Below are 24,793 nucleotides of genomic sequence, written 5' to 3'. Positions count from 1 at the left end.
CAGCAACAAGTGTAGAATTCTTAATTTCATTGTAATCACCTCCAAATAAATATAAGATTTTTATTACACACATTTACATTTTAGTAATTTTTTTAATTATAAATAGGAGGTTTTTTTCATGAAATTTTATATTCCTATACTTATTATTATTGTATTAATAGTTATTCAATGCCACTATGCCAAAAAAGGAAATCTGTTATTAACTATTTTATTGGCCACTTCCTTTTCTATTTTAATTAAATTTCTATTATGGGATTCTAATTACTTATTTTTATTGCTATACGTTAATTTCTTTTTATATTTAATAAGTTTAGTTACCTATTTTACAAGACCAACTATGTGAGTGTTACAAACGATCAAATTGCTATCATCATCGTTCGATATCAACAAAACTTATACTGGCTCTTTCATTAAACATCGACCTTCTCAATATTACGGATAGCTAGGTAGGCAATACTAACACCTAAGATTGCTAGTGAGATTGGAATAATAATGATGTCATTTAATGTGAAGTTACCTGTATTGGATGAAGTCACTGATACAATTAGAATAGCTGAAATAATTGTTGCTGGAATAGAGTATTTTCTCATACCGAAATACAACGGAATTAATGCTATCCCTGAGGCAGCAATTGCATTCATGAATACAGATGGTATATGTTGCATGATTAAAGTATTAGATAATACATCAGGAATTAAATCAAATTTATCGCTTACGATGCAAAAGATGGTTGTAATCAAGACATTGGAAATGATGATTACACTAAAGGTAAAAATCATGACAATTGCAAGCTTAGCAGCGATTAATTTCTTTCGGCTTACAGGATACATGAAGGCCAATGTGATTGTTTTAAACTTATATTCTCCAATGATCAGCTTAGCTATTAAAGTAGCTGCAAAAATAATAAATACCGCTCTGACAAATGAATCAATGACACTTAAAGCCATTTCATAATTTTCAATACCAACTTCCTCTTCTATTTTAGAAATAAATAAAATCATAAACATAAAACCTAAAATAATAATGTTAGCAAACATAGCACTTTTAAAATAGGAGCTTAAATGATATTTTTTCATTTCTAAACGCATTAAATTAAGCATGAACAATCCCTCCATTTATTAGCTTAAGGAAGTAATCCTCTAATGTGCTTGTTTTCTTGCTAATCTCCTCTATCTCAATGTCATGTTCAATCAATGTTTTTGTTAGAACTTTTTGGGATACGGTCAAATCATAAATTCGTATAGAATTGTCATCCATCAGCTTGAAATTAGCCATTTTTAATTTACTTTCTAAAATAAAGGCAGCCTTCTTACCATCGTTTACAATCACTTCAATATAGTCGGCTTGATTACGATTTATCGTATCCATCGTTACTTCAGTAATGAGTCTACCTTCCTTGATGACACCAATTGTATCGGCCAACTGTTCAATTTCCCCTAATATATGACTAGAGATAATAATTGTAATGCCATACTCCATACAGAGCATTTTGAAAAGCTCTCTCAACTCTTTAATCCCAATAGGGTCTAGTCCATTAATTGGCTCATCTAAAATTAGGAGCTCTGGCTTTGTAATAATAGCACGGGCAATACCTAGTCTTTGTTTCATCCCTAGTGAAAAATCTTTTACCCTTTTTTCCTCTGTATTTGTTAATTTTACAAGGTTAAGTACATGAGCTATTTCCTGCTTATTGTAATACCCCATATATTCGCAATGCAGTTCTAAAGTTTCTCTAGCCGTTAATTTTTCATAGAAAATAGGATATTCAATAATCGTTCCCATTCTTTTTAATATCTCATACGATTGATCGGTCAACCTCTCACCAAATATTTCAACATCTCCGCTTGTTGGCTTCGTCAAATTTGTTAGCATCTTCATCACTGTCGTTTTACCCGCTCCATTAGGGCCTAAAAAACCATAAATCTCCCCCTTCTTCACGTTCATATTGACAGCAGAAACCACTTCTTTTCCTTCGTACACTTTCGTAAGCTGGTTTGTTTTCACAATGTATGTCATGTCAATCTCTCCCTCAAATGTGGCTATTGTCATTATAAAAAATGAAGCTCTCTAATTTATTACTTGATTCTTACAAATTTCTTAAGCGCATAATAAAAGCCTGTAAAGCACCATAAAAGCTCTACAAGCATGTGATTTCAATACGTCATTCGTTTTAAAGCAATGGTAAAAATGGTCTTTTTATAGGGAATACTTGATAACTGGATGGAACCATCCATCATTTCCACTAATCGCTTTGTAATCGTTAAACCGAGGCCACTCCCCTGAAAGGATTTATTGCGAGAGTCCTCTAGCGTGTACATTCTCTCAAATACATTATCAATATGGTATTCATCAATTCCTTTACCACAATCCCATACATCTATATAAATACTCGTGTCATCATTTCTTATAGTTAAGCCCATTACATTGCCATCCGCTCCATAGGCAAGAGCATTGGATAAAAGATTGTTGAGAACCCTATTTAATGCTTCTTCATTGCCAAGGGCATACATAGGCGTTTCAGGAATTGTAATATTGATATCTAATCCCATCGACGTCACCATATCGTAAAATGATAATATATTTTTTCGGCTAATTTCACAAACATTGATTTTAGTGATTGGATAATCTGTATCTCCAGCCTCTAATTTGGCAAGATCAAAAAATGTATGAATGATTTTTAATACTTCTAATGTTTTAGCATGCACGCCTGCTAATAGTCTTTGGCGTTCTTCCTCACTAGCTGAGCCTTGGAGCTGAAGCATTTCAATATAGCCTAGCACAACCGTTAAGGGCGTTTTTAAATCATGTGAAATGTTGGCCAACATTTTTTTCATGGAATCTTCCATTTTCCGATGGGTCGCCTGAACTTTTTGGTGATAGTCCAGCCAAGCATTTATTGAAATAAGTAGCTGTTGAACTTGTGTATTGCTCGTAGTTACCAAAATTTTTTCGTTACTTTGTTCTTGAACGATGATTTGAAGTTTTTCATACATATATTGGACCGTCTGATTTTGTTCTTTTTTTGTTTTCCATTGAAAAATAACAATTCCTATAAGCACCAAAATGATAATGAATAGAATGATGATCATATCTGCTATCCTTCAAATTTGTAGCCAATTCCCCACAGTGTTTTAATGTACTGGGGGTTGGATGGATCATCTTCAATTTTTTCGCGTAGCCTTCGAATATGTACATTAATAATATTTTCATCACCATAATATGCATCTTTCCATATTAGCTGATAAATTTGCTCCTTCGTAAAAACTCGGTTTCGGTTTGTTACAAATAGCTTTAAGATGGCAAATTCCTTTGATGTTAGCTTTACTTCCAGTCCATTTTTATTTATAGAAAAATTAACAATATCTATCTTTAAATGGCCTATGACTACTACATCTTGTTTGTGATCTGTTTGGCCAGCGTATTTTGTTGCTCGTCTAATAACGGCCTTTACGCGAGCAGAGAATTCCAGCATAGAAAATGGCTTAGCAATATAATCATCTGCCCCTAATCCCAACCCAAGCGCTTTATCTACATCACTATCCTTTGCAGACATAATGATGATTGGAAGTGCTGCCTGTTCTCGAATTACTTTTAAAACCTCTAATCCATTAAGCTTAGGAATCATAATATCTAGTATAACTAAATCAAAAGTTTGATTTAAACAATATTGTAATGCCTCTTCTCCATTATTTGCAGTGGTGACATCGAAGCCTTCCAATAATAAAAAATTCGCTACCATATCGCGAATAGCCTCATCATCTTCCACTAGTAAAATATGTTTTTGCATTTCCATGCACCTCTCCCTACCAGAAAGTCAAAAATCACACTTCCATATCTATAGTATATTACCATATATATGATATTGGTTTAGTAATAATTTTAAAGGTCTATATATAAAAAAGCTGTCCCATCAACCATCATACAACGGTTTATAGAACAGCTTTTCGTTTAATTTTCTACTTTTAAATCACAATCTTTAAGAGGAAGCATTTTTGTTTTATGTTTAATTTTGTACCCCAGCCATAGCAATAGGAACAGGGGAATACCGATATAAGAAACAAGGATACCATACCAATCGATTGTATCACCGATAAACGCTGTGTAATTCTGTCCAATTACAACAATCATACAAATCGTAAAGGCGAATAGTGGACCGAATGGGTATAGCTTTGCTTTATACGGTAATAGCTTTGGATCTAAGCCCTGAGCTTCGAAGGCACGACGGAAACGATAATGACTAAATGCAATACCTAGCCAAGCAATAAAACCTGACATCCCAGAGGCATTTAAAAGCCAAATATAAACGACCCCATCACCAAAGAATGACGCTAAAAACGCTACACAGCCTACAGCTAATGTTGCGATTAGTGCATAAATTGGAATGCCTCGACGACTTAACTTTGCAAAGAATTTAGGAGCATGACCATCCACTGCTAATTGCCATAGCATACGTGAAGATGCATACAATCCAGAATTACCTGCTGATAGCATAGCCGTTAAAATAATGGCATTCATTAAGGAAGCAGCAAAAGCAATACCTAAGCGATCAAAAACGAGTGTAAATGGGGATACAGCGATATCTTCCGATAATAAGCGCTCATCTGTAAATGGAATCAACATCCCGATAGCAGCAATGGCTAAAATATAAAATAAAATAATTCGCCAAAACACAGATTTTACTGCCTTCGGTATATTTTTTCCTGGATCATCTGTTTCACCTGCAGTAATCCCAAGTAGCTCTGTTCCTTGGAATGAAAATCCTGCCGCAAGGAAAATACCAAATGTTGCAAGGAAGCCTCCATGGAATGGCCCATCACTAATAAAGAAATTTGTAAAACCTACAGGTGCTTGTCCACCCAAAATACCAAAAATCATTAATAAGCTAATAATAATAAATACAATGACCGTAGCCACTTTAATCATCGCAAACCAATATTCACTTTCCCCATAGCTCTTTACAGACAATAAATTAAATGTCAGTACAATCACAATAAATAATACTGTCCAAAGTGCTGATGAGCTATTTGGGAACCAATATTTCATAATTAATGATACTGCCGCAATCTCTGCCGCAATCGTAATTGCCCAGTTATACCAGTAGTTCCAGCCCAGTGCAAAACCTAAAGCGGGATCTACAAATTTTGTCGCATACGTACTAAAAGATCCTGAGGACGGCATATAGGCAGCCATTTCACCTAAACTTGTCATTAAAAAATATACCATAATACCGATTAAGGCATAGGCAAGCAATGCGCCTCCCGGACCGGCTTGTGCAATAGCACCACCACTAGCCAAAAATAGCCCCGTACCAATTGTACCGCCTAAAGAAATCATTGTGATATGACGGCTTTTTAATTCTTTTTTCAGCTTCGGTGCTTTATGGCCGAGCTGATTGATTTTTATTTCACTCACGATATAGCTTCCTTCCTATTTATGAGGCAAAAAAATGCCATCACATGAACAATGTGATGGCTAAGTTAATCCTCAGTTTTTCCTAAATGATAGCTCAACACGTTGTACAAACGTGACAGTTCTGTTCCTTTCGGAGACAGCCCCAGCATGAGGTTTTCAAGTCCCCTCACACTTCGGCAATATTTCCTTTCAGCTAATCTCTTCAATGCTTGTCATTTCAATTAGCTTACTTATAAATATCGCGACCTCTACCTCAATACAAACATGAGGCATATAATTATTAAATTTATGATGTTTACTATATTAACATAAGACCTAAGACATTTCAATATAACTATAAAAGTTCTGTATTTTGTGAATTTTCCACTATTTTTAATAGTGTGATAAAGTGTTATAGTAGTTCAATTAGAATGGTTATAACAGGGGGAATTATTTTGACTTTAAATGATCATTCCTCCAGCTTCCCAAGTAGAAAAATTAGCTGGAAGGGAACAACTTTATTATTAGTTTTTGGCGTAATATTTATAGCATCTACATTACGCATGCCACTAACTGTTGTGGGTCCAATTGTATCCTTTATACGCGACGACCTTGGTATTTCCAATGTTCTAGCTGGGTTTCTTACAACTATACCATTGCTTGCTTTTGCCATCATATCACCGTTCGCACCAGTTGTAGCACGAAAACTTGGGCTTGAGCTAACCTTATTTTTATCCACTATTTTATTGGCCTTAGGTATTGTACTACGCTCCCTCGGTACAACAGGGTTACTTGTATTTGGTACAGTGCTCATTGGCGTAGCAATATCATTTGGAAATGTGTTGATTCCAGGATTATTAAAATTAAAATTTCCTTATCATGTAGGATTATTGATGGCATTTTTCACTATGTCGATGAACTTAACAGCGGGGCTTGGAGCTGGTATTAGTTATCCAATAGCTAATTCTTCACTAGGTTGGCAAGGGGCATTGGCTGTGGCGCTTATATTAGTCGTATTAACCATTTTAATCTGGATACCTCAATTGAAATTAAATAAGCCAAAACCAGCTACTACCTCCAAAAAAACAGGTAAACCTCTTTGGAAATCACCTGTTACATGGGCAGTAACAGGTGCAATGGGGTTACAATCTTTATTATTTTATACAACAGCAGCTTGGATTCCTGAAATTTATATTGCGCAGGGATTGGCTCCTGATAAAGCTGGTTGGATGTTTTCTATTATGCAATTTTCACAAGTTCCCATGGCATTGGTTGTCCCTATTATTGCCGGTAAAATGACTTCACAGAGACCACTTGTCCTCATGTTTACATCGTTCTATTTAGTAGGATTTGTCGGCGTTGTGATGGAGTGGACAACTATGGGGATATTATGGATGATTCTTCTAGGTTTAGCAGGTGGGGCTTCATTCGCATTAGCAATGATGTTCTTCACACTCCGTACGCGTACAGCATTTGAAGCCGCTGATCTATCAGGATTTGCACAATCATTAGGCTATTTATTCGCTGCCATTGGTCCAATTCTTTTCGGATACCTCCATGATCTGTTTGGTGGTTGGAATATTGCAGGTTGGCTCTTTGTTGTTGTAGCTATGACACTCTTCTTATGCTCCATGCGAGCATCTAAAGATGAATATGTCCATTAGATTTAAGCAGATGGGGAAGCTAAACCATCTGCTTTTTGTCTATATCAATTCCTTTTTTCTAATGTTTTAGTAAGGCTAGTAGTTCCGAAAGTTCCTCTGTTGCGCTCTTGATATATGCCTTAATAGTAGTAAAAACAGGGATCGCCTCTTGAAGGAGTAAAAAACTAAAATAATAATAGCCTAAAAAAGCTTCTGGCTCATAACCTCTAGGCGGATCTCCCTCCCACTCCAGCTCATCATCATCTTCATTTTCTATCCATAAATATTTCGTATCCAATAGCTCCTGCATCGTTGAAACGTTATGTGTTGAATCTTGATAATCCTCAGTTATTGCATGAGCCACAGCTAAATAAAGCTTTATTTCTGCTAAGGAGACTTCCTCTACATTTTTACTTGAGAGCTTTTTTAAAAGAATAAGTAAAACCCATGGCGTCACCTGCCAAAGTGTTCCTTGATGTTCGATTAATTCTGTCAGCTCTTGATATTGTTCTTGTTCAATTAAACGAGGAATGTCTGTTCCTCTGCCATAAGGTGTCGTCAATTGTTGCCAAGGGATATTCGAAATATTTTGGTTCAACATCTTGAATTGCCCCTCCCCCAAAACGGTACTTAGAAGCTGTTGGTTTTAAAACAACTCCTTTCAAGTTAATAACATGGTTTTTGATAAAAATAATTGGGCGTATGATAAGTATTTATATAAGGTTTATGGAATATATGAGTGGTCGCAGGGGAAAGTGGTGGGATTAACCATGTCCAGTTACCCGTAATTTCTCGCCCTGCCGATTTCTCAGCTTCCTCAAATAATTTAAACTGCTGAGCAGCAGTATGATGATCTACAATGCTCACACCGTCCTCTTTAAAAGAATGAAGAACAGCAATATTGAGCTCCACTAATGCACGATCACGCCATAGAGAGGCTTGTTTAGTAGTATCCAAATTAAATATGTCCGCAATAGCTGGCAGCATATTATAGCGGTCATGATCGGCTAAATTGCGTGCACCAATTTCAGTTCCCATATACCAGCCATTAAATGGAGCCGCTTGAAAATCAATGCCAGCCATTTGAAAACGCATACTCGAAATAATAGGAACAGCATACCATTTTAACTCTAATTCCTCCACAGCTTCCGATTCTGGATGACGTATTGGAACCTCTAAAATATACTCTGTAGGAATTGTAAATAGCTGTGGAGCATGTCCATCTACCTGTATGACTAGTGGTAACACATCAAAGGGTGTACGCTCGCCTTTCCAGCCCATCGATTCACATACTTTTGTAAAAGTGATAGAATGTGCATCCCCAATGATGCCTTCTTCTGTTTCATAGCCTGCGTAACGAATTAGCTGATGATTCCAAATCCGTACTCTATCATTTGCAAACACTGTTATAGTTGGACGGATTTTCCCCTGATTTGTGGCATACTCTATATGCTCTAGTAACTTTTGAAAAATGCTCTGTTCATCTAAAACTTCTCTTGCATCTACTACATGCAACGATTGCCAAAACAACCGTCCAATACATTTATTGCTATTACGCCATGCAGCCCGTGCACCAAAAACTAGCTCTTCTGTTGTAGGCTTATATTCCCCTGCTCTTTTAATCTGTTGTAATCTATGTTCTAACCAAAGTTCGGATTCATTTTGTTCTTGCTGGTATTGATTTAAAAAACATTGTATCTCCTGTATATTCATATTGATTCCTCCACTTATCCCCATATTAGAGGAACAAGGCAATAAGCACCATGAAAATAGCTAGTGAAAAAACATACATATTTCATATATGAAATAGTTTGTTCAAATTTAACATGAAACAATGTTCCTGTAGTGATTGAAATGGAATTGTAACGCTTCCTAGAAAGAGAGGGATTATTAGAAGGAAAGGATTTAGACCTAACATTAAAAAGCAACTAAACGTAGCTTTGATGTCTGTTATGAAGAATATAAAAAAAGCATGTAACACACAACTGTGCTACATGCTTGATGACCCGTACGGGATTCGAACCCGTGTTACCGCCGTGAAAGGGCGGTGTCTTAACCACTTGACCAACGGGCCGTGGCTCCGAAGGCAGGACTCGAACCTGCGACAACCTGATTAACAGTCAGGTGCTACTACCAACTGAGCTACTTCGGAATAATGATGGGCCTAAATGGACTCGAACCATCGACCTCACGCTTATCAGGCGTGCGCTCTAACCAGCTGAGCTATAGGCCCATTTTGGAGCGGGTGATGAGAATCGAACTCACGACATCAGCTTGGAAGGCTGAGGTTTTACCATTAAACTACACCCGCAAATAATGGTGGGTCAGGACGGAATCGAACCGCCGACACTTAGAGCTTCAATCTAATGCTCTACCAACTGAGCTACTGACCCGAAATGGAGGAGGTAGAGGGATTCGAACCCCCGCGCGGTGTTACCCGCCTGTCGGTTTTCAAGACCGATCCCTTCAGCCAGACTTGGGTATACCTCCAAAAATATTAAAATGGTGGAGCCTAGCGGGATCGAACCGCTGACCTCCTGCGTGCAAGGCAGGCGCTCTCCCAGCTGAGCTAAGGCCCCATTTATAAATGGTCGGAATGACAGGATTCGAACCTACGACCCCTTGGTCCCAAACCAAGTGCTCTACCAAGCTGAGCTACATTCCGATAACATGAATAAATTGGCGCGCCCGACAGGAGTCGAACCCATAACCTTCTGATCCGTAGTCAGACGCTCTATCCAATTGAGCTACGGGCGCAAAAATAATAAATACTGATGAGCCATGAAGGACTCGAACCTTCGACCCTCTGATTAAAAGTCAGATGCTCTACCAACTGAGCTAATGGCTCGTAAAAGAAAAAATGGCTGGGGTACTAGGATTCGAACCTAGGCATGACGGAATCAAAATCCGTTGCCTTACCGCTTGGCTATACCCCAATTTTAAAATGGGGCGACTGATGGGAATCGAACCCACGAATGTCGGAACCACAATCCGATGCGTTAACCACTTCGCCACAACCGCCACTATATAATAACAGCCATATATGAACGAGTACCTCAATACCTGGCAGGGGCAGTAGGAATCGAACCCACACCAAAGGTTTTGGAGACCTCTATTCTACCGTTGAACTATGCCCCTAAAATGGTGGAGGGGGACGGATTCGAACCGCCGAACCCTAAGGAGCGGATTTACAGTCCGCCGCGTTTAGCCACTTCGCTACCCCTCCAAGGGAATGGTGCCGGCGATAGGAGTCGAACCCACGACCTACTGATTACAAGTCAGTTGCTCTACCAACTGAGCTACACCGGCAATAAAAAAATGGCGGTCCCGACCGGGATCGAACCGGCGATCTCCTGCGTGACAGGCAGGCATGTTAACCGCTACACCACGGGACCAAAATGGTGGAGGATGACGGGCTCGAACCGCCGACCCCCTGCTTGTAAGGCAGGTGCTCTCCCAACTGAGCTAATCCTCCATAAAAAATAAGCGAAGCGACGTCCTACTCTCACAGGGGGAAGCCCCCAACTACCATCGGCGCTAAAGAGCTTAACTTCCGTGTTCGGTATGGGAACGGGTGTGACCTCTTTGCCATCATCACTTCACTTATTCAATTGAAAGCTTGTTCTTTCAAAACTGGATAAACGGTTCATTGAATGCTTCAAACTTTTTGGTTAAGTCCTCGATCGATTAGTATTCGTCAGCTCCATGTGTCACCACACTTCCACCTCGAACCTATCTACCTCATCGTCTTTGAGGGATCTTACTTACTTGCGTAATGGGAAATCTCATCTTGAGGGGGGCTTCATGCTTAGATGCTTTCAGCACTTATCCCGTCCACACATAGCTACCCAGCGATGCCTTTGGCAAGACAACTGGTACACCAGCGGTGTGTCCATCCCGGTCCTCTCGTACTAAGGACAGCTCCTCTCAAATTTCCTACGCCCACGACGGATAGGGACCGAACTGTCTCACGACGTTCTGAACCCAGCTCGCGTACCGCTTTAATGGGCGAACAGCCCAACCCTTGGGACCGACTACAGCCCCAGGATGCGATGAGCCGACATCGAGGTGCCAAACCTCCCCGTCGATGTGGACTCTTGGGGGAGATAAGCCTGTTATCCCCGGGGTAGCTTTTATCCGTTGAGCGATGGCCCTTCCATGCGGAACCACCGGATCACTAAGCCCGTCTTTCGACCCTGCTCGACTTGTAGGTCTCGCAGTCAAGCTCCCTTGTGCCTTTACACTCTACGAATGATTTCCAACCATTCTGAGGGAACCTTTGGGCGCCTCCGTTACCTTTTAGGAGGCGACCGCCCCAGTCAAACTGTCCGCCTGACACTGTCTCCTGCCCCGCTAAGGGGCATGGGTTAGAATTTCAATACAACCAGGGTAGTATCCCACCGACGCCTCCTTCGAAGCTGGCGCTCCGAGATCTCTGGCTCCTACCTATCCTGTACAAGTTGTACCAAAATTCAATATCAGGCTACAGTAAAGCTCCACGGGGTCTTTCCGTCCTGTCGCGGGTAACCTGCATCTTCACAGGTACTATAATTTCACCGAGTCTCTCGTTGAGACAGTGCCCAGATCGTTACGCCTTTCGTGCGGGTCGGAACTTACCCGACAAGGAATTTCGCTACCTTAGGACCGTTATAGTTACGGCCGCCGTTTACTGGGGCTTCAATTCGCAGCTTCGCTTGCGCTAACCACTCCTCTTAACCTTCCAGCACCGGGCAGGCGTCAGCCCCTATACGTCACCTTACGGTTTTGCAGAGACCTGTGTTTTTGCTAAACAGTCGCCTGGGCCTATTCACTGCGGCTCTCATGCGCTTGCACGCTCAAGAGCACCCCTTCTCCCGAAGTTACGGGGTCATTTTGCCGAGTTCCTTAACGAGAGTTCTCTCGCACACCTTAGGATTCTCTCCTCGACTACCTGTGTCGGTTTGCGGTACGGGCACCTCTCACCTCGATAGAGGCTTTTCTTGGCAGTGTGAAATCAGGAACTTCGTCCATACGGACTCGCCATCACAGCTCAACGTTACAGTGTGCGGATTTGCCTACACACACGCCTTACTGCTTGGACGCGCATAACCAACAGCGCGCTTACCCTATCCTACTGCGTCCCCCCATTTCTCAAACGGTGAGGAGGTGGTACAGGAATATCAACCTGTTGTCCATCGCCTACGCCTATCGGCCTCGGCTTAGGTCCCGACTAACCCTGAGCGGACGAGCCTTCCTCAGGAAACCTTAGTCATACGGTGGACGGGATTCTCACCCGTCTTTCGCTACTCATACCGGCATTCTCACTTCTAAGCGCTCCACCAGTCCTTCCGGTCTGACTTCAACGCACTTAGAACGCTCTCCTACCACTGACATCGTAGATGTCAATCCACAGCTTCGGTGAATCGTTTAGCCCCGATACATTTTCGGCGCAGCGTCACTCGACCAGTGAGCTATTACGCACTCTTTAAATGATGGCTGCTTCTAAGCCAACATCCTGGTTGTCTGTGCAACGCCACATCCTTTTCCACTTAACGATTACTTTGGGACCTTAGCTGGTGGTCTGGGCTGTTTCCCTTTTGACTACGGATCTTATCACTCGCAGTCTGACTCCCGTGTATAAATATCTGGCATTCGGAGTTTGTCTGAATTCGGTAAACCGGGATGGCCCCCTAGTCCAAACAGTGCTCTACCTCCAGTATTCTCATCACGAGGCTAGCCCTAAAGCTATTTCGGAGAGAACCAGCTATCTCCAAGTTCGATTGGAATTTCTCCGCTACCCACACCTCATCCCCGCACTTTTCAACGTGCGTGGGTTCGGGCCTCCAGTAAGTGTTACCTTACCTTCACCCTGGACATGGGTAGATCACCTGGTTTCGGGTCTACGACCACGTACTATTTCGCCCTATTCAGACTCGCTTTCGCTGCGGCTCCGCCTTCTAAAGCTTAACCTCGCACGTAATCGTAACTCGCCGGTTCATTCTACAAAAGGCACGCTATCACCCATTAACGGGCTCTAACTACTTGTAGGCACACGGTTTCAGGATCTCTTTCACTCCCCTTCCGGGGTGCTTTTCACCTTTCCCTCACGGTACTGGTTCACTATCGGTCACTAGGTAGTATTTAGCCTTGGGAGATGGTCCTCCCGGATTCCGACGGAATTTCACGTGTTCCGCCGTACTCAGGATCCACTCAGGAGAGAACGAACTTTCGACTACAGGGCTTTTACCTGCTCTGGCGGACCTTTCCAAGTCGCTTCATCTAACTCGTTCTTTTGTAACTCCGTATTGAGTGTCCTACAACCCCAAGAGGCAAGCCTCTTGGTTTGGGCTCTTCCCGTTTCGCTCGCCGCTACTCAGGGAATCGATTTTTCTTTCTCTTCCTCCAGGTACTTAGATGTTTCAGTTCCCTGGGTCTGCCTTCAAGACGCTATGTATTCACGTCAAGATACTACGCGATTAAACGTAGTGGGTTCCCCCATTCGGAAATCTCCGGATCAAAGCTCACTTACAGCTCCCCGAAGCATATCGGTGTTAGTGCCGTCCTTCTTCGGCTCCTAGTGCCAAGGCATTCGCCGTGCGCCCTTAATAACTTAACCTATCAGCTTTCCATACACTTCACATTTCGTTGTCAGCCTCACTCGTTCAATCAGTCACGTACTGAAGTACGCTCCTTCATTTACTCGATTGCTTCCTAGAACTGCTCGTGTCTGAAAACCTTATCATGTTATTAAGCCTATAAAAAACTTAAAAAAATAAATGTGTTTGTTACAATTTCAATGTCGTTTTATCCAGTTTTCAAAGAACAAGTTTTGAAGTATTTCATTAAGAAAGAATGAACCTTCAAAACTGAACGCAAAACGTAATCTTACAAACCCTAGGTTTGTATTCCGAAAATATCCTTAGAAAGGAGGTGATCCAGCCGCACCTTCCGATACGGCTACCTTGTTACGACTTCACCCCAATCATCTATCCCACCTTCGGCGGCTGGCTCCAAAAGGTTACCTCACCGACTTCGGGTGTTACAAACTCTCGTGGTGTGACGGGCGGTGTGTACAAGGCCCGGGAACGTATTCACCGCGGCATGCTGATCCGCGATTACTAGCGATTCCGGCTTCATGTAGGCGAGTTGCAGCCTACAATCCGAACTGAGAACGACTTTATCGGATTAGCTCCCTCTCGCGAGTTGGCAACCGTTTGTATCGTCCATTGTAGCACGTGTGTAGCCCAGGTCATAAGGGGCATGATGATTTGACGTCATCCCCACCTTCCTCCGGTTTGTCACCGGCAGTCACCTTAGAGTGCCCAACTAAATGATGGCAACTAAGATCAAGGGTTGCGCTCGTTGCGGGACTTAACCCAACATCTCACGACACGAGCTGACGACAACCATGCACCACCTGTCACCGTTGCCCCCGAAGGGGAAACCATATCTCTACAGTGGTCAACGGGATGTCAAGACCTGGTAAGGTTCTTCGCGTTGCTTCGAATTAAACCACATGCTCCACCGCTTGTGCGGGCCCCCGTCAATTCCTTTGAGTTTCAGTCTTGCGACCGTACTCCCCAGGCGGAGTGCTTAATGCGTTAGCTGCAGCACTAAGGGGCGGAAACCCCCTAACACTTAGCACTCATCGTTTACGGCGTGGACTACCAGGGTATCTAATCCTGTTTGCTCCCCACGCTTTCGCGCCTCAGTGTCAGTTACAGACCAGATAGTCGCCTTCGCCACTGGTGTTCCTCCAAATCTCTACGCATTTCACCGCTACACTTGGAATTCCACTATCCTCTTCTGCACTCAAGTCTCCCAGTTTCCAATGACCCTCCACGGTTGAGCCGTGGGCTTTCACATCAGACTTAAGAAACCACCTGCGCGCGCTTTACGCCCAATAATTCCGGACAACGCTTGCCACCTACGTATTACCGCGGCTGCTGGCACGTAGTTAGCCGTGGCTTTCTAATAAGGTACCGTCAAGGTACAGCCAGTTACTACTGTACTTGTTCTTCCCTTACAACAGAGTTTTACGAACCGAAATCCTTCTTCACTCACGCGGCGTTGCTCCATCAGGCTTTCGCCCATTGTGGAAGATTCCCTACTGCTGCCTCCCGTAGGAGTCTGGGCCGTGTCTCAGTCCCAGTGTGGCCGATCACCCTCTCAGGTCGGCTACGCATCGTCGCCTTGGTGAGCCGTTACCTCACCAACTAGCTAATGCGCCGCGGGCCCATCCTATAGCGACAGCCGAAACCGTCTTTCAATATTTCACCATGAGGTGAAACAGATTATTCGGTATTAGCCCCGGTTTCCCGGAGTTATCCCAAACTATAAGGTAGGTTGCCCACGTGTTACTCACCCGTCCGCCGCTAACGTCAAAGGAGCAAGCTCCTTCTCTGTTCGCTCGACTTGCATGTATTAGGCACGCCGCCAGCGTTCGTCCTGAGCCAGGATCAAACTCTCCATAAAAGAAATTTGATTAGCTCAAATTGTTTTGCTGGCATCATTTTGATGTCCAAAATTTTGTTTCGTTCACTAGTAAATCTAGCTACTTAAAACTTTATTGATTACGTTTTGCTTGTTCAGTTTTCAAGGTTCATGTTTTGCTTTGTTTTAGCGTGTCACCGTGGCGACTTGTATAATACTACACCCATATTTTTAAAAGGTCAACACTTTTTCAAAAAAAACTTTAAGTTTTTTCTCGACATTGCATTACTTCCTATATTAATAATCAAAATAAAACTTTGACTACAAATAATATTTTCACCCTTAACGTCTATGTTATACCACTAATTAAAATATAATTTTATCATATCTTTCTAGAAAAATTTAATAGATTTTTTGTAAGAAGGAAAAAATATATAACCAATCCTTCATTGTATAATTGAAATGAGCGGATGCTTTCAGTGCGAAAGCAAGACAGTAGCAACAAACCAAAGGAAGCAGCGACCACATTCAAAGCTTAACGCTTAATAGAAACAACGGCTGTACTTGATTTCATTGTAAAAAATGACGATGGACAAACTCAAAATTTTGAATTGGTCCATCGTTGTAAAATAAGTTTTACAATGGGAAAAAGAATGGAATAGCTATCATCATGACAATAAACATAACAATTTGTAATGGTATCCCTATTCTTACAAAGTCCATAAATTTATAGCCACCGGCAGTCATTACTAGGGCATTAGTTGGGGATGCAATTGGTGTTGCAAACGCCATACTTGCAGCTACTGCTACTGCAATCATAAATGTTGTAGGATTAACCTCCATTGCTATTGCAGCACTCATAGCAATCGGTGCAAACAATACAGCCGTCGCCGTATTACTAATAAATTGTCCAAATACAGCTGTTAAAATATAAACACCTATAAGCACACCATAGGGACCATAGTCACCAAGAACTTTAATAATCCCGTCCGATAATATAGCCATGCCTCCTGTCTTTTCTAAAGCTGTCGCCATAGGTAGCATGGCTGCCACTAGCACTATACTTTCAAAATTCATATTGCTATACGCATCTTCCATGTTACGTAAGCAACCCGTTAATATCATTAAAACGGCACCAATCATAACAGAAATAACAGCAGGGAAAATTTCGAATGCCATTAATATAATCATAAACAGCATAATAATACCCGCAATACCAGCTTTTCCTGTAGCTGCTGCTACACTTGCGTGTTCTTTTGGCTGACCGACAACCACAACATCTTGGGTCTCTCTTGCTAATAAAAGAATTTCATCCCAAGCTCCCTGCACTAAAATAGCATCTCCAAATTTCAACTTATGCGAAACCATGTCTTGGAGTTTATAACCACCTTTACGATTAATACCAATTATATTTAGGTTGTATTTTTCTCTAAACCCTAACGAGCTAACCGTTTCATTGATAAAGCTGGAATTTGGCGTGAGCAGTACCTCTGCAATACCGAGATGCTTGGAAATCAATTCATCAGCTTCCCCTTCCACTAATCCTTGCATTTCGAGGTGATAATCCTCAACAAAGTGACGAATATCCTCTTCTTCTCCTTGAACATACAGCTCGTCCTTTGCGTGAATTACACTTGTTGGACCAGCCATTTCTTGATACGTCATAGGTAGTAAGTTGATGCCTTCTTGTGACTTTCGGTGAATTTTCATCATACAGAGCGTGTACTTAGCTGGTAGCTTTAACTCTGCTAACGACGTTTCTATAATAGGAGAATCTTCAGGAACAGAGATTTTAAATAGTCGATTATTTAAATCATATTGCTTAATGATTTTCTTCGGTGAAAGCTTATAGCCCTCATTTGTTTGTGTACGATGTTGATCTTTTGGTAATAAAATATTGCGCACAAGCACTAGATAGGTAATTCCTGCAATCATACCCACTATACCAATTGGTGTTATCTCAAAAAATCCAAGCTTGCTATAGCCTCTATCCACCAATAGCTGACTGACAATTAAATTAGTTGGGGAGGCAATCAATGTCATAAGACCGGATAGACTAGCTACGTATGAGAGTGGCAATAAAAATTTAGAAGGGCTAATTTTCATACTAATTGCCATACTCACTACTATTGGCATCATTAATGCTACTGTACCAGTATTACTCATAAAGGCACCAACAGACCCTACAATGATGAGCAGTAATATAAATAATTTCAACTCACTATTGCCCGACCATTTAAGTAATAACTGCCCCGCCATTCCCGCAAGACCCGTACGTAAAATTCCTGCACCCACGACAAAAAGCCCTGCAATCATTAAAACTACAGAGTTCGAAAATCCAGCTAATGCCTCTGTGGGCGTTAGAATATCTGCAATAATAAATGCTAAAAGTGACACAATCGCTACAAGATCTGCTCGTATTTTATTGGTCACAAATGCAAAAATTGTTGCACCTAAAATAAGAAATGTTAACGTAAGCTGCACATTCATGAATTCCTTTCTAACATTAATTATTAAATTTATTGACAAAAAAGTCGTCACCTTTGCTATTTCTATTATAGCTTACGAAGGCTAAAAATAGTAAAAGTCACCATCTTTTCAAAATTAAAATAAGTGTGGCATGTAACCACACTTTTATTTTTGATATAAATGATGTTCTTTAATATAGTCATAACAAGCATTAGGCAAAAGATATCTCGGCTCTCCACCCATTGCAAATTCTTCACGAATATAGGTAGAGCTAATTTCCATGGCTAAGCCCTTATCAATAAGATGAAATCTCCCATCATCATTATTTCTTAAAATCGGGGATCGGCTAATGGTAGACAACATATCAATCCCATGCCTTGCCATAACAATGAATTTATTTTCAGCAACTAATGCGTCACCCTTTTTCCATAATCCTGCACCAATGTCTACTAACAAATCTGCACCCATAATAAAGTGGATTTCATCTTCTGGATTTTTTTCTCTAAAGTATTTCATTGTGTCATACGTGTAAATATTCCAGCCCTCTTGATCCATCTCATAGGAATCCGCCACAAAACGATCATCCTTAGCAATTGCTAAATGTAGCATATTCCACCGATGTATATCTTCTGTTTTTATGGTTTTATCTTTACGCTTATTTGAACAGGGTAAAAATATGACCTTATCTAATTTACAACGGTGTGCAACCGTGCTAGCAGTCCAAAGATGAACATTGGTAATAGGATCAAAGGATGAACCATAAACACCTATTCTCGCCATCATATCTTCCTCCCGTCATTTTCTATCTAGTATCCATCTTTTTTCGAAATTTTTTCTTTTATATCGTGAATGATGGCCCTCTTGTGATCCCAGCAAGCCTTACTTAAATCAACTGGATACTCTTCTGGGTTCATCGTTCGTTTGTACTCACACCATAACAATTTTAAATTTTCCTTTGCATATGCTTGTGTCTCTTGAATAGTGGGTTCCTCATATACTACTTTCCCATTTTCTACAATGTTTTTGTGCAACTCAATCGCTGTAAAATTCGTCACAAATTTGCTTATATACGTATGAACAGGGTGGAACATCTTTAACCGGTCTGTTTGCAGGACATTCTCCTCATCAAGGGCAATATAGTCACCTTCAGCATGACCATTCTCATTATTAACAATACGATAGACTCGTTTACGCCCTGGAGTCGTCACCTTTTCTGGATTCGCAGAGATTTTTATCGTATCGACCATTTCCCCATTTTCATTTTCAATAGAGACTAACTTGTAAACCCCACCTAGTGCCGCTTGATCATAGGCCGTAATTAGCTTTGTGCCGATTCCCCAAGCATCAATTTTCGCCCCTTGAGATTTTAAATGCATAATAGTATATTCGTCTAAATCATTGGATGCCATAATTTTTGTTTTCTTAAAGCCTGCATCATCTAGCATTTTCCTTGCCACTTTTGATAAATAGGCTAAATCACCACTGTCTAAACGGATACCAATAAAATTAATTTGATCGCCCAATTCCTTCGCTACTTTAATGGCATTTGGAACACCTGAACGTAACGTATCATAAGTATCCACTAAGAATACACAGTCTTTATGTGCAGCTGCATATTTTTTAAACGCCGTATACTCATCTCTGTAGGTTTGAATCATTGCATGCGCGTGCGTTCCCGAAACTGGAATACCAAATAACTTGCCTGCGCGTACATTACTTGTTGCAGAAAAGCCACCGATATAAGCAGCACGAGTTCCCCAAATAGCCGCATCAAATTCGTGAGCACGACGGGTACCAAACTCCATCACAACATCTTCACCCGTCACTTCTTTAATACGCGAAGCTTTTGTCGCGATTAGCGTTTGGTAATTAATAATATTCAGCAAAGGCGTTTCAATTAATTGTGCTTCAGCCAACGGTGCCTCGATTCGCAGAATAGGTTCATTGGCAAAAACCAGCTCCCCTTCTCTCATACCCCTTATAGTTCCTGTAAACTTTAGCTTCTGGAGATAGTGGAGAAATTCCTCTGGATATTTCCCTTCTTCTCGCAAATAATCTATATCACTTTGAGAAAACCCAAACTTGTTAATAAAATCCATTACTTTTTTTAAGCCAGCGAATATCGCATAACCATTACCAAATGGAAGTTTTCTAAAATATAGCTCAAAAACAGCCTTTCGTTGATGAACAGCGTCCTTCCAGTAAGTCTGAACCATATTAATTTGATATAAATCGGTGTGTAACATGAAACTATCATCTGCGTATTTCACTTCATTTCCCTCCATTTCTTAATATCAAATAACAGAGGCACCTAGTGTCTGCTCGAAATGACTTAAAGCCCACTCATGTCCTGCTTGATTAAAGGATGCGACAGCGTTTTTATGAATGACAAGATCAAATCCTTTATTATAAGCATCCATAGCTGTATGAAGAACACAGATATCTGTGCAAACTCCAATTAAATGAAGCTCTGTAATTCCCCTTTCACGTAATTTCAACTCCAAATCTGTCCCTGCGAATGCCGAGTAGCGAGTTTTATCTAGAAAATAAACATATTCTAGCTCTTTATTAGCTTCATACAATGGTTTTAAAGCACCATATAAATCCCGCCCTTTTGTATAACGAAGATTATGTGGAGGAAATAACTTTGTTTCAGGATGATAAAGATCTTCTTTTTCATGAACATCTATAGCGAAAACCGTAAACTCTTTATTTGATATAAATTCATTTGTTAAATTTACAATCGCTTGTTCAAGCTGTTGTCCTGGCTCTCCACAGGTTAGAGCTCCATCAGTCGCAACAAAATCAACTGTGTAATCAATATTAATTAATGCTCTCTTTTTCATCGTTTTATCACTCCATTTTTTAATTAGTAATACCTAAATTACAAATTACTATTTTTAAAATAATCAGGAAAGACGTATCTTTCCTAATGGTAAATCGATTCTACCACTTCAAAATCATTAAAGGTATACAGCTGCGAAGGCCTAAACGAATTACGCTTTGTTTTCTTCGGCTTTCCTTCCGCATCCACAACTTTTTCGATAAAAGGTAATTTAGGTGCTTTTGTAAAAAATACAGAATCATTAGCGATTCGTGGATCTTCTTCAACTGTCAGTAGTACCCTTTGTAACTCTGATAAGGTAAACTCTTGCGGTAAAAAATTTTTAGCAACTGTTGTTTGCACCATATCTCTTTTAATAAATTCGAGGGCATCTGCAATGATGTTACGATGATCAAAGGCTAGCTGAAGTGTAAATACATCTTCAATATCAAATAACTCTACATCATCAGCATCATCATTTGCTTGTCGCTGCTCCATATACACCTCAGGAACAATCGCATAAAAAGCATTTGAAATCATCCAACCACGAGGATCTCGATCAATATCATCGTAAACACCAAAGTGCTGAACATGTAACCCTTCTACATTCGTCTCTTCTTTTAATTCTCTTTTTGCTGCAATATACGCTGATTCTTTTTGATGAGCATCAACAAACCCACCTGGAAGCGCCCATTTTCCACCTTCAATATTGGCATTGCCATCAGCATCTTTAGTAGCACGCTTAATTAGCATAATTTTAAGTGTCATGTTTGGCGGCGCCTTTTCTTCCGTTTTCTCCGAAGTAATCGTAAAAATTGCGATATCTGCTGTGTATCCATCAGGCGTTTTATATTTTGAAGAATCGTAATGCGCTAGCATTTCTTCTTCCGTACGAAATTTTGACATCTGATAACCCCTTTATTCACTACAAGGTTTAAGTAATTTGTAATTAACGAATTACTATTTAATTGAATTATACTCCTTCACTTTAAAAAATGCAAGCTTTTATTCAGTCCGCCAAAGAGCCTATATGGTCAGATTTTTTCAATTTAGATAAAAAAGCATAAATAAAGCTTTGATGCCTTATTTATGCCCATTTACTTTATTGTTCTTTCAGCAAAATGCCATTTTGTACAACAACTTGCCCATTTTTAATCACTGTATTTGTATGGTTCATGCCATAGAAGTATTGTAACTGCTTATAATTAGCAACATCTAAAATAATAACATCAGCTTTTTTATCAACTTCAAGGGAACCTATTTGTTCGCCTCGATTCAATGCATATGCCGCATTAATTGTTGTTGCCGTTAGTACCTCCTCTAGTGTCATTCCCATATGCATGCAAGCTAAATTCATAATAAATGGTAGACTCATAGTCGGAGACGATCCTGGGTTAAAGTCCGTTGAAATGGCTACAGGTACCCCTTCATCAATCATTAGACGCCCTCTTGCAAACGGTGCACGTAAAAAGAAAGCAGTTCCTGGCAGCAAGACAGCAATTGTACCTGCTTCAGCCATTTTTTGAATACCTTCATCAGAAGCAACTAACAAATGCTCTGCCGAAATGGCTCCGACTTCCGCAGCAAGTTCAGCACCTTTATAAGGCTCAATTTCATCGGCATGTATTTTCGGTGTTAGTCCAAGGGCTTTGCCAGCCTCTAAAATACGCTTAGATTGATCTGGTGTAAAGACACCTTTTTCACAAAATACATCATTAAATTCAGCCAGTTCTTGCTCTGCAACTTTGGGTAGCATATCAAGAATAACCAATTCCACAAACTCATCCTCACGCCCTTTATAGTCGCGAGGCACTGCATGTGCACCCATAAAAGTACTAATAACATCCACATCATGCGTTGCTTGTAACTTTTTCGCTACTTCAAGTTGCTTCTTCTCAGTCTCCCAATCCAATCCATAGCCTGATTTGGCTTCAACGGTTGTGACTCCATGCTTTAAAAATGTATCTAAGTGCTGCCTTGTTTTTTCATACAGATCATCAAAGCTAGTATCTCGTGTAAGCTTTGTTGTGGCGTGGATGCCGCCACCCGCATTCATAATTTCCATATAGGTAGAACCATTGAGTCGCATATTAAACTCTTCTTCACGGGTTCCTCCATGTACGAGATGCGTATGACAGTCCACTAATCCTGGCATAACGACCTTACCTGAAGCATCAATTATTTTTGCTTTCTTTACTAGTTCAGGAAAATCTACCTCTAGCTGCTCAAAAGCACCTACAGCAACAATTCGATCTTCTTCAATAAGAATACTACCATTTTCCACTATAGCTATTTCTCGCATTTTCTCCTTTGTGCGAGGTCCTCGTACATTACTCATTAATGTAATCACTTCATTGGCATTTTTGATTAAGATGGTCACTTTACATCATCCTTTAGCATTGGTATATGCACACCTTTGTTTTTAGCTGTCTGAATAGCAATGTCATAGCCGGCATCTGCATGACGAGCTACACCCATACCAGGGTCCGAAATTAACACGCGAGCAATTTTATCCGCTGCTAGCTCCGATCCGTCCGCTACTAGCACTTGCCCGGCATGCTGTGAATAGCCCATACCTACGCCACCTCCATGGTGAACACTTACCCAGCTGGCGCCGCTTGCTGTATTAACTAGCGCATTTAAAATCGGCCAATCCGATACTGCATCTGAACCATCCAACATGCCTTCTGTTTCACGATTTGGGGATGCCACTGAACCTGAATCCAGATGATCACGACCAAAAACAATTGGAGCTGATAACTCACCATTCGCTACCATTTCATTTACTTTTAATGCAAAGCGATGACGGTCACCATAGCCTAACCAACAAATACGAGCTGGTAAACCTTGCCATTTAACCATTTTTTGAGCCATATTGATCCAATTAACAAGACCTTCATCTTCTGCGAACATCTCTTTTGCAAGTGCATCCGTTTTATAAATATCCTCAGGGTCCCCCGAAAGCGCAGCCCAGCGGAATGGCCCTTTTCCTTCACAGAACAGCGGGCGAATATAGGCTGGTACGAAGCCTGGGAAATCAAAGGCATTGGTTACACCCATTTCTTTAGCATAGGCGCGAATATTATTGCCATAATCAAATACTTCTGCACCCGCCTCTTGGAATTCTAGCATTGTACGAACATGCTCTGCCATAGTTTCCTTAGCTCTTCGTTCATATGTTTTTACATCTGATTTACGAAGTGCTAAAGCTTCCTCAAATGTCATGTTATTTGGTATATAGCCATTAATCGGGTCATGTGCAGAAGTTTGGTCTGTGACAAAGTCTGGAATGATCCCTCTATTCAACAGTTCACGATTAACGTCTGCACAATTTCCAACAAGGCCAATCGATGCTGGCTCTTTTTGGTCACGTAATTTGTTTACTAATGCAACCGCTTCATCAACAGTTTCTACAAGATAATCACAATAGCCTTCTTTTATTTTACGTTCAATGCGGGCACGCTCTACTTCTACAACTAGGATGACTGCGCCAGCCATTTTCCCCGCTAGAGGTTGTGCACCGCTCATTCCCCCCATACCACCTGTAAGGATAAATTTACCGCGTAAATCTGCAGAGCCAAATACTTTTTTCCCTGCTTCTACGAAGGATAAATAAGTGCCTTGTAAAATACCTTGTGCACCGATATAAATCCAACTACCGGCAGTCATTTGACCATACATCATTAAATCTCGATCTTCTAATTCATAGAAATGGTCCCAATTAGCCCACGCTGGTACAAGATTGGAATTGGCAATTAAAACACGGGGAGAATGTTCATGTGTACGAAATACAGCTACCGGCTTCCCTGATTGGATCAATAAAGTCTCATCATTCTCTAATTTCTTTAATGAAGCAATTATTTGCTCATAACTTTCCCAATTACGAGCTGCCTTTCCAATACCTCCGTAAACAATCAGCTCATCTGGATTCTCCGCTACCTCAGGATCAAGATTGTTCATTAGCATACGCATTGCTGCTTCCTGTGTCCACCCTTTACAAGTTAGTTGGTTTCCACGTGGTGCACGAATACTTGTTTTAAATACCATAAAAAAA

General features: G+C 40.8%; 15 protein-coding genes, 17 tRNA genes, 3 rRNA genes and 1 riboswitch. Of the genes, 1 reads left to right on the top strand and 34 read right to left on the bottom strand.

Annotated features, from left to right (window positions below; translation table 11 throughout):
- Positions 1 to 410 precede the first annotated feature (410 nt).
- The 5 genes from ACE1MS_RS01210 to ACE1MS_RS01190 all read right to left on the bottom strand — a co-directional run bounded on the left by ACE1MS_RS01210 (position 411) and on the right by ACE1MS_RS01190 (position 5,412).
- Positions 411 to 1,100 (bottom strand): ABC transporter permease, encoded by a 690-nt coding sequence (locus ACE1MS_RS01210; RefSeq protein WP_031417679.1) that lies wholly within the window; start codon positions 1,098 to 1,100, stop codon positions 411 to 413.
- Entirely contained in the window at positions 1,093 to 2,016 is a 924-nt protein-coding gene (locus ACE1MS_RS01205) for an ABC transporter ATP-binding protein (RefSeq protein ID WP_031417680.1), read from the bottom strand. Before ACE1MS_RS01205 ends, ACE1MS_RS01210 begins: the two co-directional genes overlap by 8 nt.
- Before the next feature lie 137 nt (positions 2,017 to 2,153).
- Positions 2,154 to 3,089, bottom strand: a complete 936-nt coding sequence (locus ACE1MS_RS01200) for a sensor histidine kinase (protein ID WP_012292501.1) — start codon at positions 3,087 to 3,089, stop codon at positions 2,154 to 2,156.
- A 5-nt stretch (positions 3,090 to 3,094) separates the two neighbouring features.
- Positions 3,095 to 3,787: a response regulator transcription factor gene (locus ACE1MS_RS01195; protein ID WP_031417681.1), complete on the bottom strand. Its 693-nt coding sequence runs from the start codon at positions 3,785 to 3,787 to the stop codon at positions 3,095 to 3,097.
- Between the two features lie 161 nt (positions 3,788 to 3,948).
- Entirely contained in the window at positions 3,949 to 5,412 is a 1,464-nt protein-coding gene (locus ACE1MS_RS01190; protein WP_031417683.1) for an amino acid permease, read from the bottom strand.
- A gap of 82 nt (positions 5,413 to 5,494) precedes the next feature.
- Positions 5,495 to 5,671, bottom strand: a riboswitch (Lysine riboswitch).
- A 151-nt stretch (positions 5,672 to 5,822) separates the two neighbouring features.
- Between ACE1MS_RS01190 and ACE1MS_RS01185 the strand changes: the two genes are divergently transcribed.
- On the top strand, positions 5,823 to 7,055 hold the full coding sequence (locus tag ACE1MS_RS01185) for a CynX/NimT family MFS transporter (RefSeq protein WP_031417685.1): 1,233 nt from the start codon (positions 5,823 to 5,825) through the stop codon (positions 7,053 to 7,055).
- 58 nt (positions 7,056 to 7,113) lie between these two features.
- On the opposite strand, the gene ACE1MS_RS01180 is transcribed toward ACE1MS_RS01185, so the two are convergent.
- The 29 genes from ACE1MS_RS01180 to hutU all read right to left on the bottom strand — a co-directional run bounded on the left by ACE1MS_RS01180 (position 7,114) and on the right by hutU (position 24,786).
- Entirely contained in the window at positions 7,114 to 7,635 is a 522-nt protein-coding gene (locus ACE1MS_RS01180; protein ID WP_036166605.1) for a hypothetical protein, read from the bottom strand.
- Between the two features lie 65 nt (positions 7,636 to 7,700).
- Entirely contained in the window at positions 7,701 to 8,747 is a 1,047-nt protein-coding gene (locus tag ACE1MS_RS01175) for a nitric oxide synthase oxygenase (RefSeq protein WP_031417689.1), read from the bottom strand.
- Between the two features lie 289 nt (positions 8,748 to 9,036).
- Positions 9,037 to 9,108 (bottom strand) — tRNA-Glu (locus tag ACE1MS_RS01170).
- A gap of 1 nt (position 9,109) precedes the next feature.
- Positions 9,110 to 9,186: transfer RNA gene (locus ACE1MS_RS01165), tRNA-Asn, on the bottom strand.
- A gap of 7 nt (positions 9,187 to 9,193) precedes the next feature.
- Positions 9,194 to 9,267 (bottom strand) — tRNA-Ile (locus tag ACE1MS_RS01160).
- Between the two features lie 4 nt (positions 9,268 to 9,271).
- Positions 9,272 to 9,345: transfer RNA gene (locus ACE1MS_RS01155), tRNA-Gly, on the bottom strand.
- A 6-nt stretch (positions 9,346 to 9,351) separates the two neighbouring features.
- Positions 9,352 to 9,427: transfer RNA gene (locus tag ACE1MS_RS01150), tRNA-Phe, on the bottom strand.
- Positions 9,428 to 9,431: 4 nt separating this feature from the next.
- Positions 9,432 to 9,524, bottom strand: a tRNA-Ser gene (locus ACE1MS_RS01145).
- Positions 9,525 to 9,537: 13 nt separating this feature from the next.
- A tRNA-Ala gene (locus ACE1MS_RS01140) sits at positions 9,538 to 9,613 on the bottom strand.
- Between the two features lie 9 nt (positions 9,614 to 9,622).
- Positions 9,623 to 9,699: transfer RNA gene (locus tag ACE1MS_RS01135), tRNA-Pro, on the bottom strand.
- A 15-nt stretch (positions 9,700 to 9,714) separates the two neighbouring features.
- A tRNA-Arg gene (locus tag ACE1MS_RS01130) sits at positions 9,715 to 9,791 on the bottom strand.
- Positions 9,792 to 9,809: 18 nt separating this feature from the next.
- Positions 9,810 to 9,882 (bottom strand) — tRNA-Lys (locus tag ACE1MS_RS01125).
- Positions 9,883 to 9,895: 13 nt separating this feature from the next.
- Positions 9,896 to 9,970, bottom strand: a tRNA-Gln gene (locus ACE1MS_RS01120).
- A gap of 9 nt (positions 9,971 to 9,979) precedes the next feature.
- Positions 9,980 to 10,055, bottom strand: a tRNA-His gene (locus ACE1MS_RS01115).
- 43 nt (positions 10,056 to 10,098) lie between these two features.
- Positions 10,099 to 10,172 (bottom strand) — tRNA-Trp (locus tag ACE1MS_RS01110).
- A 4-nt stretch (positions 10,173 to 10,176) separates the two neighbouring features.
- A tRNA-Tyr gene (locus ACE1MS_RS01105) sits at positions 10,177 to 10,260 on the bottom strand.
- Between the two features lie 7 nt (positions 10,261 to 10,267).
- A tRNA-Thr gene (locus ACE1MS_RS01100) sits at positions 10,268 to 10,343 on the bottom strand.
- Between the two features lie 10 nt (positions 10,344 to 10,353).
- Positions 10,354 to 10,429, bottom strand: a tRNA-Asp gene (locus ACE1MS_RS01095).
- A gap of 4 nt (positions 10,430 to 10,433) precedes the next feature.
- A tRNA-Val gene (locus tag ACE1MS_RS01090) sits at positions 10,434 to 10,509 on the bottom strand.
- An 11-nt stretch (positions 10,510 to 10,520) separates the two neighbouring features.
- Positions 10,521 to 10,636 (bottom strand): 5S ribosomal RNA (gene rrf, locus ACE1MS_RS01085).
- A gap of 65 nt (positions 10,637 to 10,701) precedes the next feature.
- Positions 10,702 to 13,629: ribosomal RNA gene (locus tag ACE1MS_RS01080) — 23S ribosomal RNA — on the bottom strand.
- Between the two features lie 307 nt (positions 13,630 to 13,936).
- Positions 13,937 to 15,488: ribosomal RNA gene (locus tag ACE1MS_RS01075) — 16S ribosomal RNA — on the bottom strand.
- Together the 16S, 23S and 5S rRNA genes with 17 tRNA genes alongside form the textbook arrangement of a ribosomal RNA operon.
- A gap of 594 nt (positions 15,489 to 16,082) precedes the next feature.
- Positions 16,083 to 17,936, bottom strand: a complete 1,854-nt coding sequence (locus ACE1MS_RS01070) for an SLC13 family permease (RefSeq protein ID WP_200991312.1) — start codon at positions 17,934 to 17,936, stop codon at positions 16,083 to 16,085.
- 144 nt (positions 17,937 to 18,080) lie between these two features.
- A complete protein-coding gene (nadD, locus tag ACE1MS_RS01065) occupies positions 18,081 to 18,695 on the bottom strand; it encodes a nicotinate-nucleotide adenylyltransferase (RefSeq protein WP_031418133.1) in 615 nt (204 codons plus the stop codon).
- Between the two features lie 26 nt (positions 18,696 to 18,721).
- On the bottom strand, positions 18,722 to 20,200 hold the full coding sequence (locus ACE1MS_RS01060; protein ID WP_289450002.1) for a nicotinate phosphoribosyltransferase: 1,479 nt from the start codon (positions 20,198 to 20,200) through the stop codon (positions 18,722 to 18,724).
- A 9-nt stretch (positions 20,201 to 20,209) separates the two neighbouring features.
- Positions 20,210 to 20,761, bottom strand: a complete 552-nt coding sequence (locus ACE1MS_RS01055) for a cysteine hydrolase family protein (RefSeq protein ID WP_012292492.1) — start codon at positions 20,759 to 20,761, stop codon at positions 20,210 to 20,212.
- An 83-nt stretch (positions 20,762 to 20,844) separates the two neighbouring features.
- Positions 20,845 to 21,645, bottom strand: a complete 801-nt coding sequence (locus tag ACE1MS_RS01050) for an NUDIX domain-containing protein (RefSeq protein ID WP_031418130.1) — start codon at positions 21,643 to 21,645, stop codon at positions 20,845 to 20,847.
- Positions 21,646 to 21,841: 196 nt separating this feature from the next.
- Positions 21,842 to 23,077 carry an imidazolonepropionase gene (hutI, locus tag ACE1MS_RS01045; protein WP_206700862.1) on the bottom strand — a complete coding sequence of 412 codons (1,236 nt, stop codon included), beginning with the start codon at positions 23,075 to 23,077 and terminating at the stop codon, positions 21,842 to 21,844.
- A gap of 38 nt (positions 23,078 to 23,115) precedes the next feature.
- A complete protein-coding gene (gene hutU, locus ACE1MS_RS01040; protein WP_012292489.1) occupies positions 23,116 to 24,786 on the bottom strand; it encodes a urocanate hydratase in 1,671 nt (556 codons plus the stop codon).
- Positions 24,787 to 24,793: the final 7 nt, after the last annotated feature.

It is taken from the genome of Lysinibacillus sp. fkY74-1, assembly GCF_053165895.1.
Note: the sequence above shows the minus strand (reverse complement) of the source record. Positions and strands in the feature narration are given on the sequence as shown.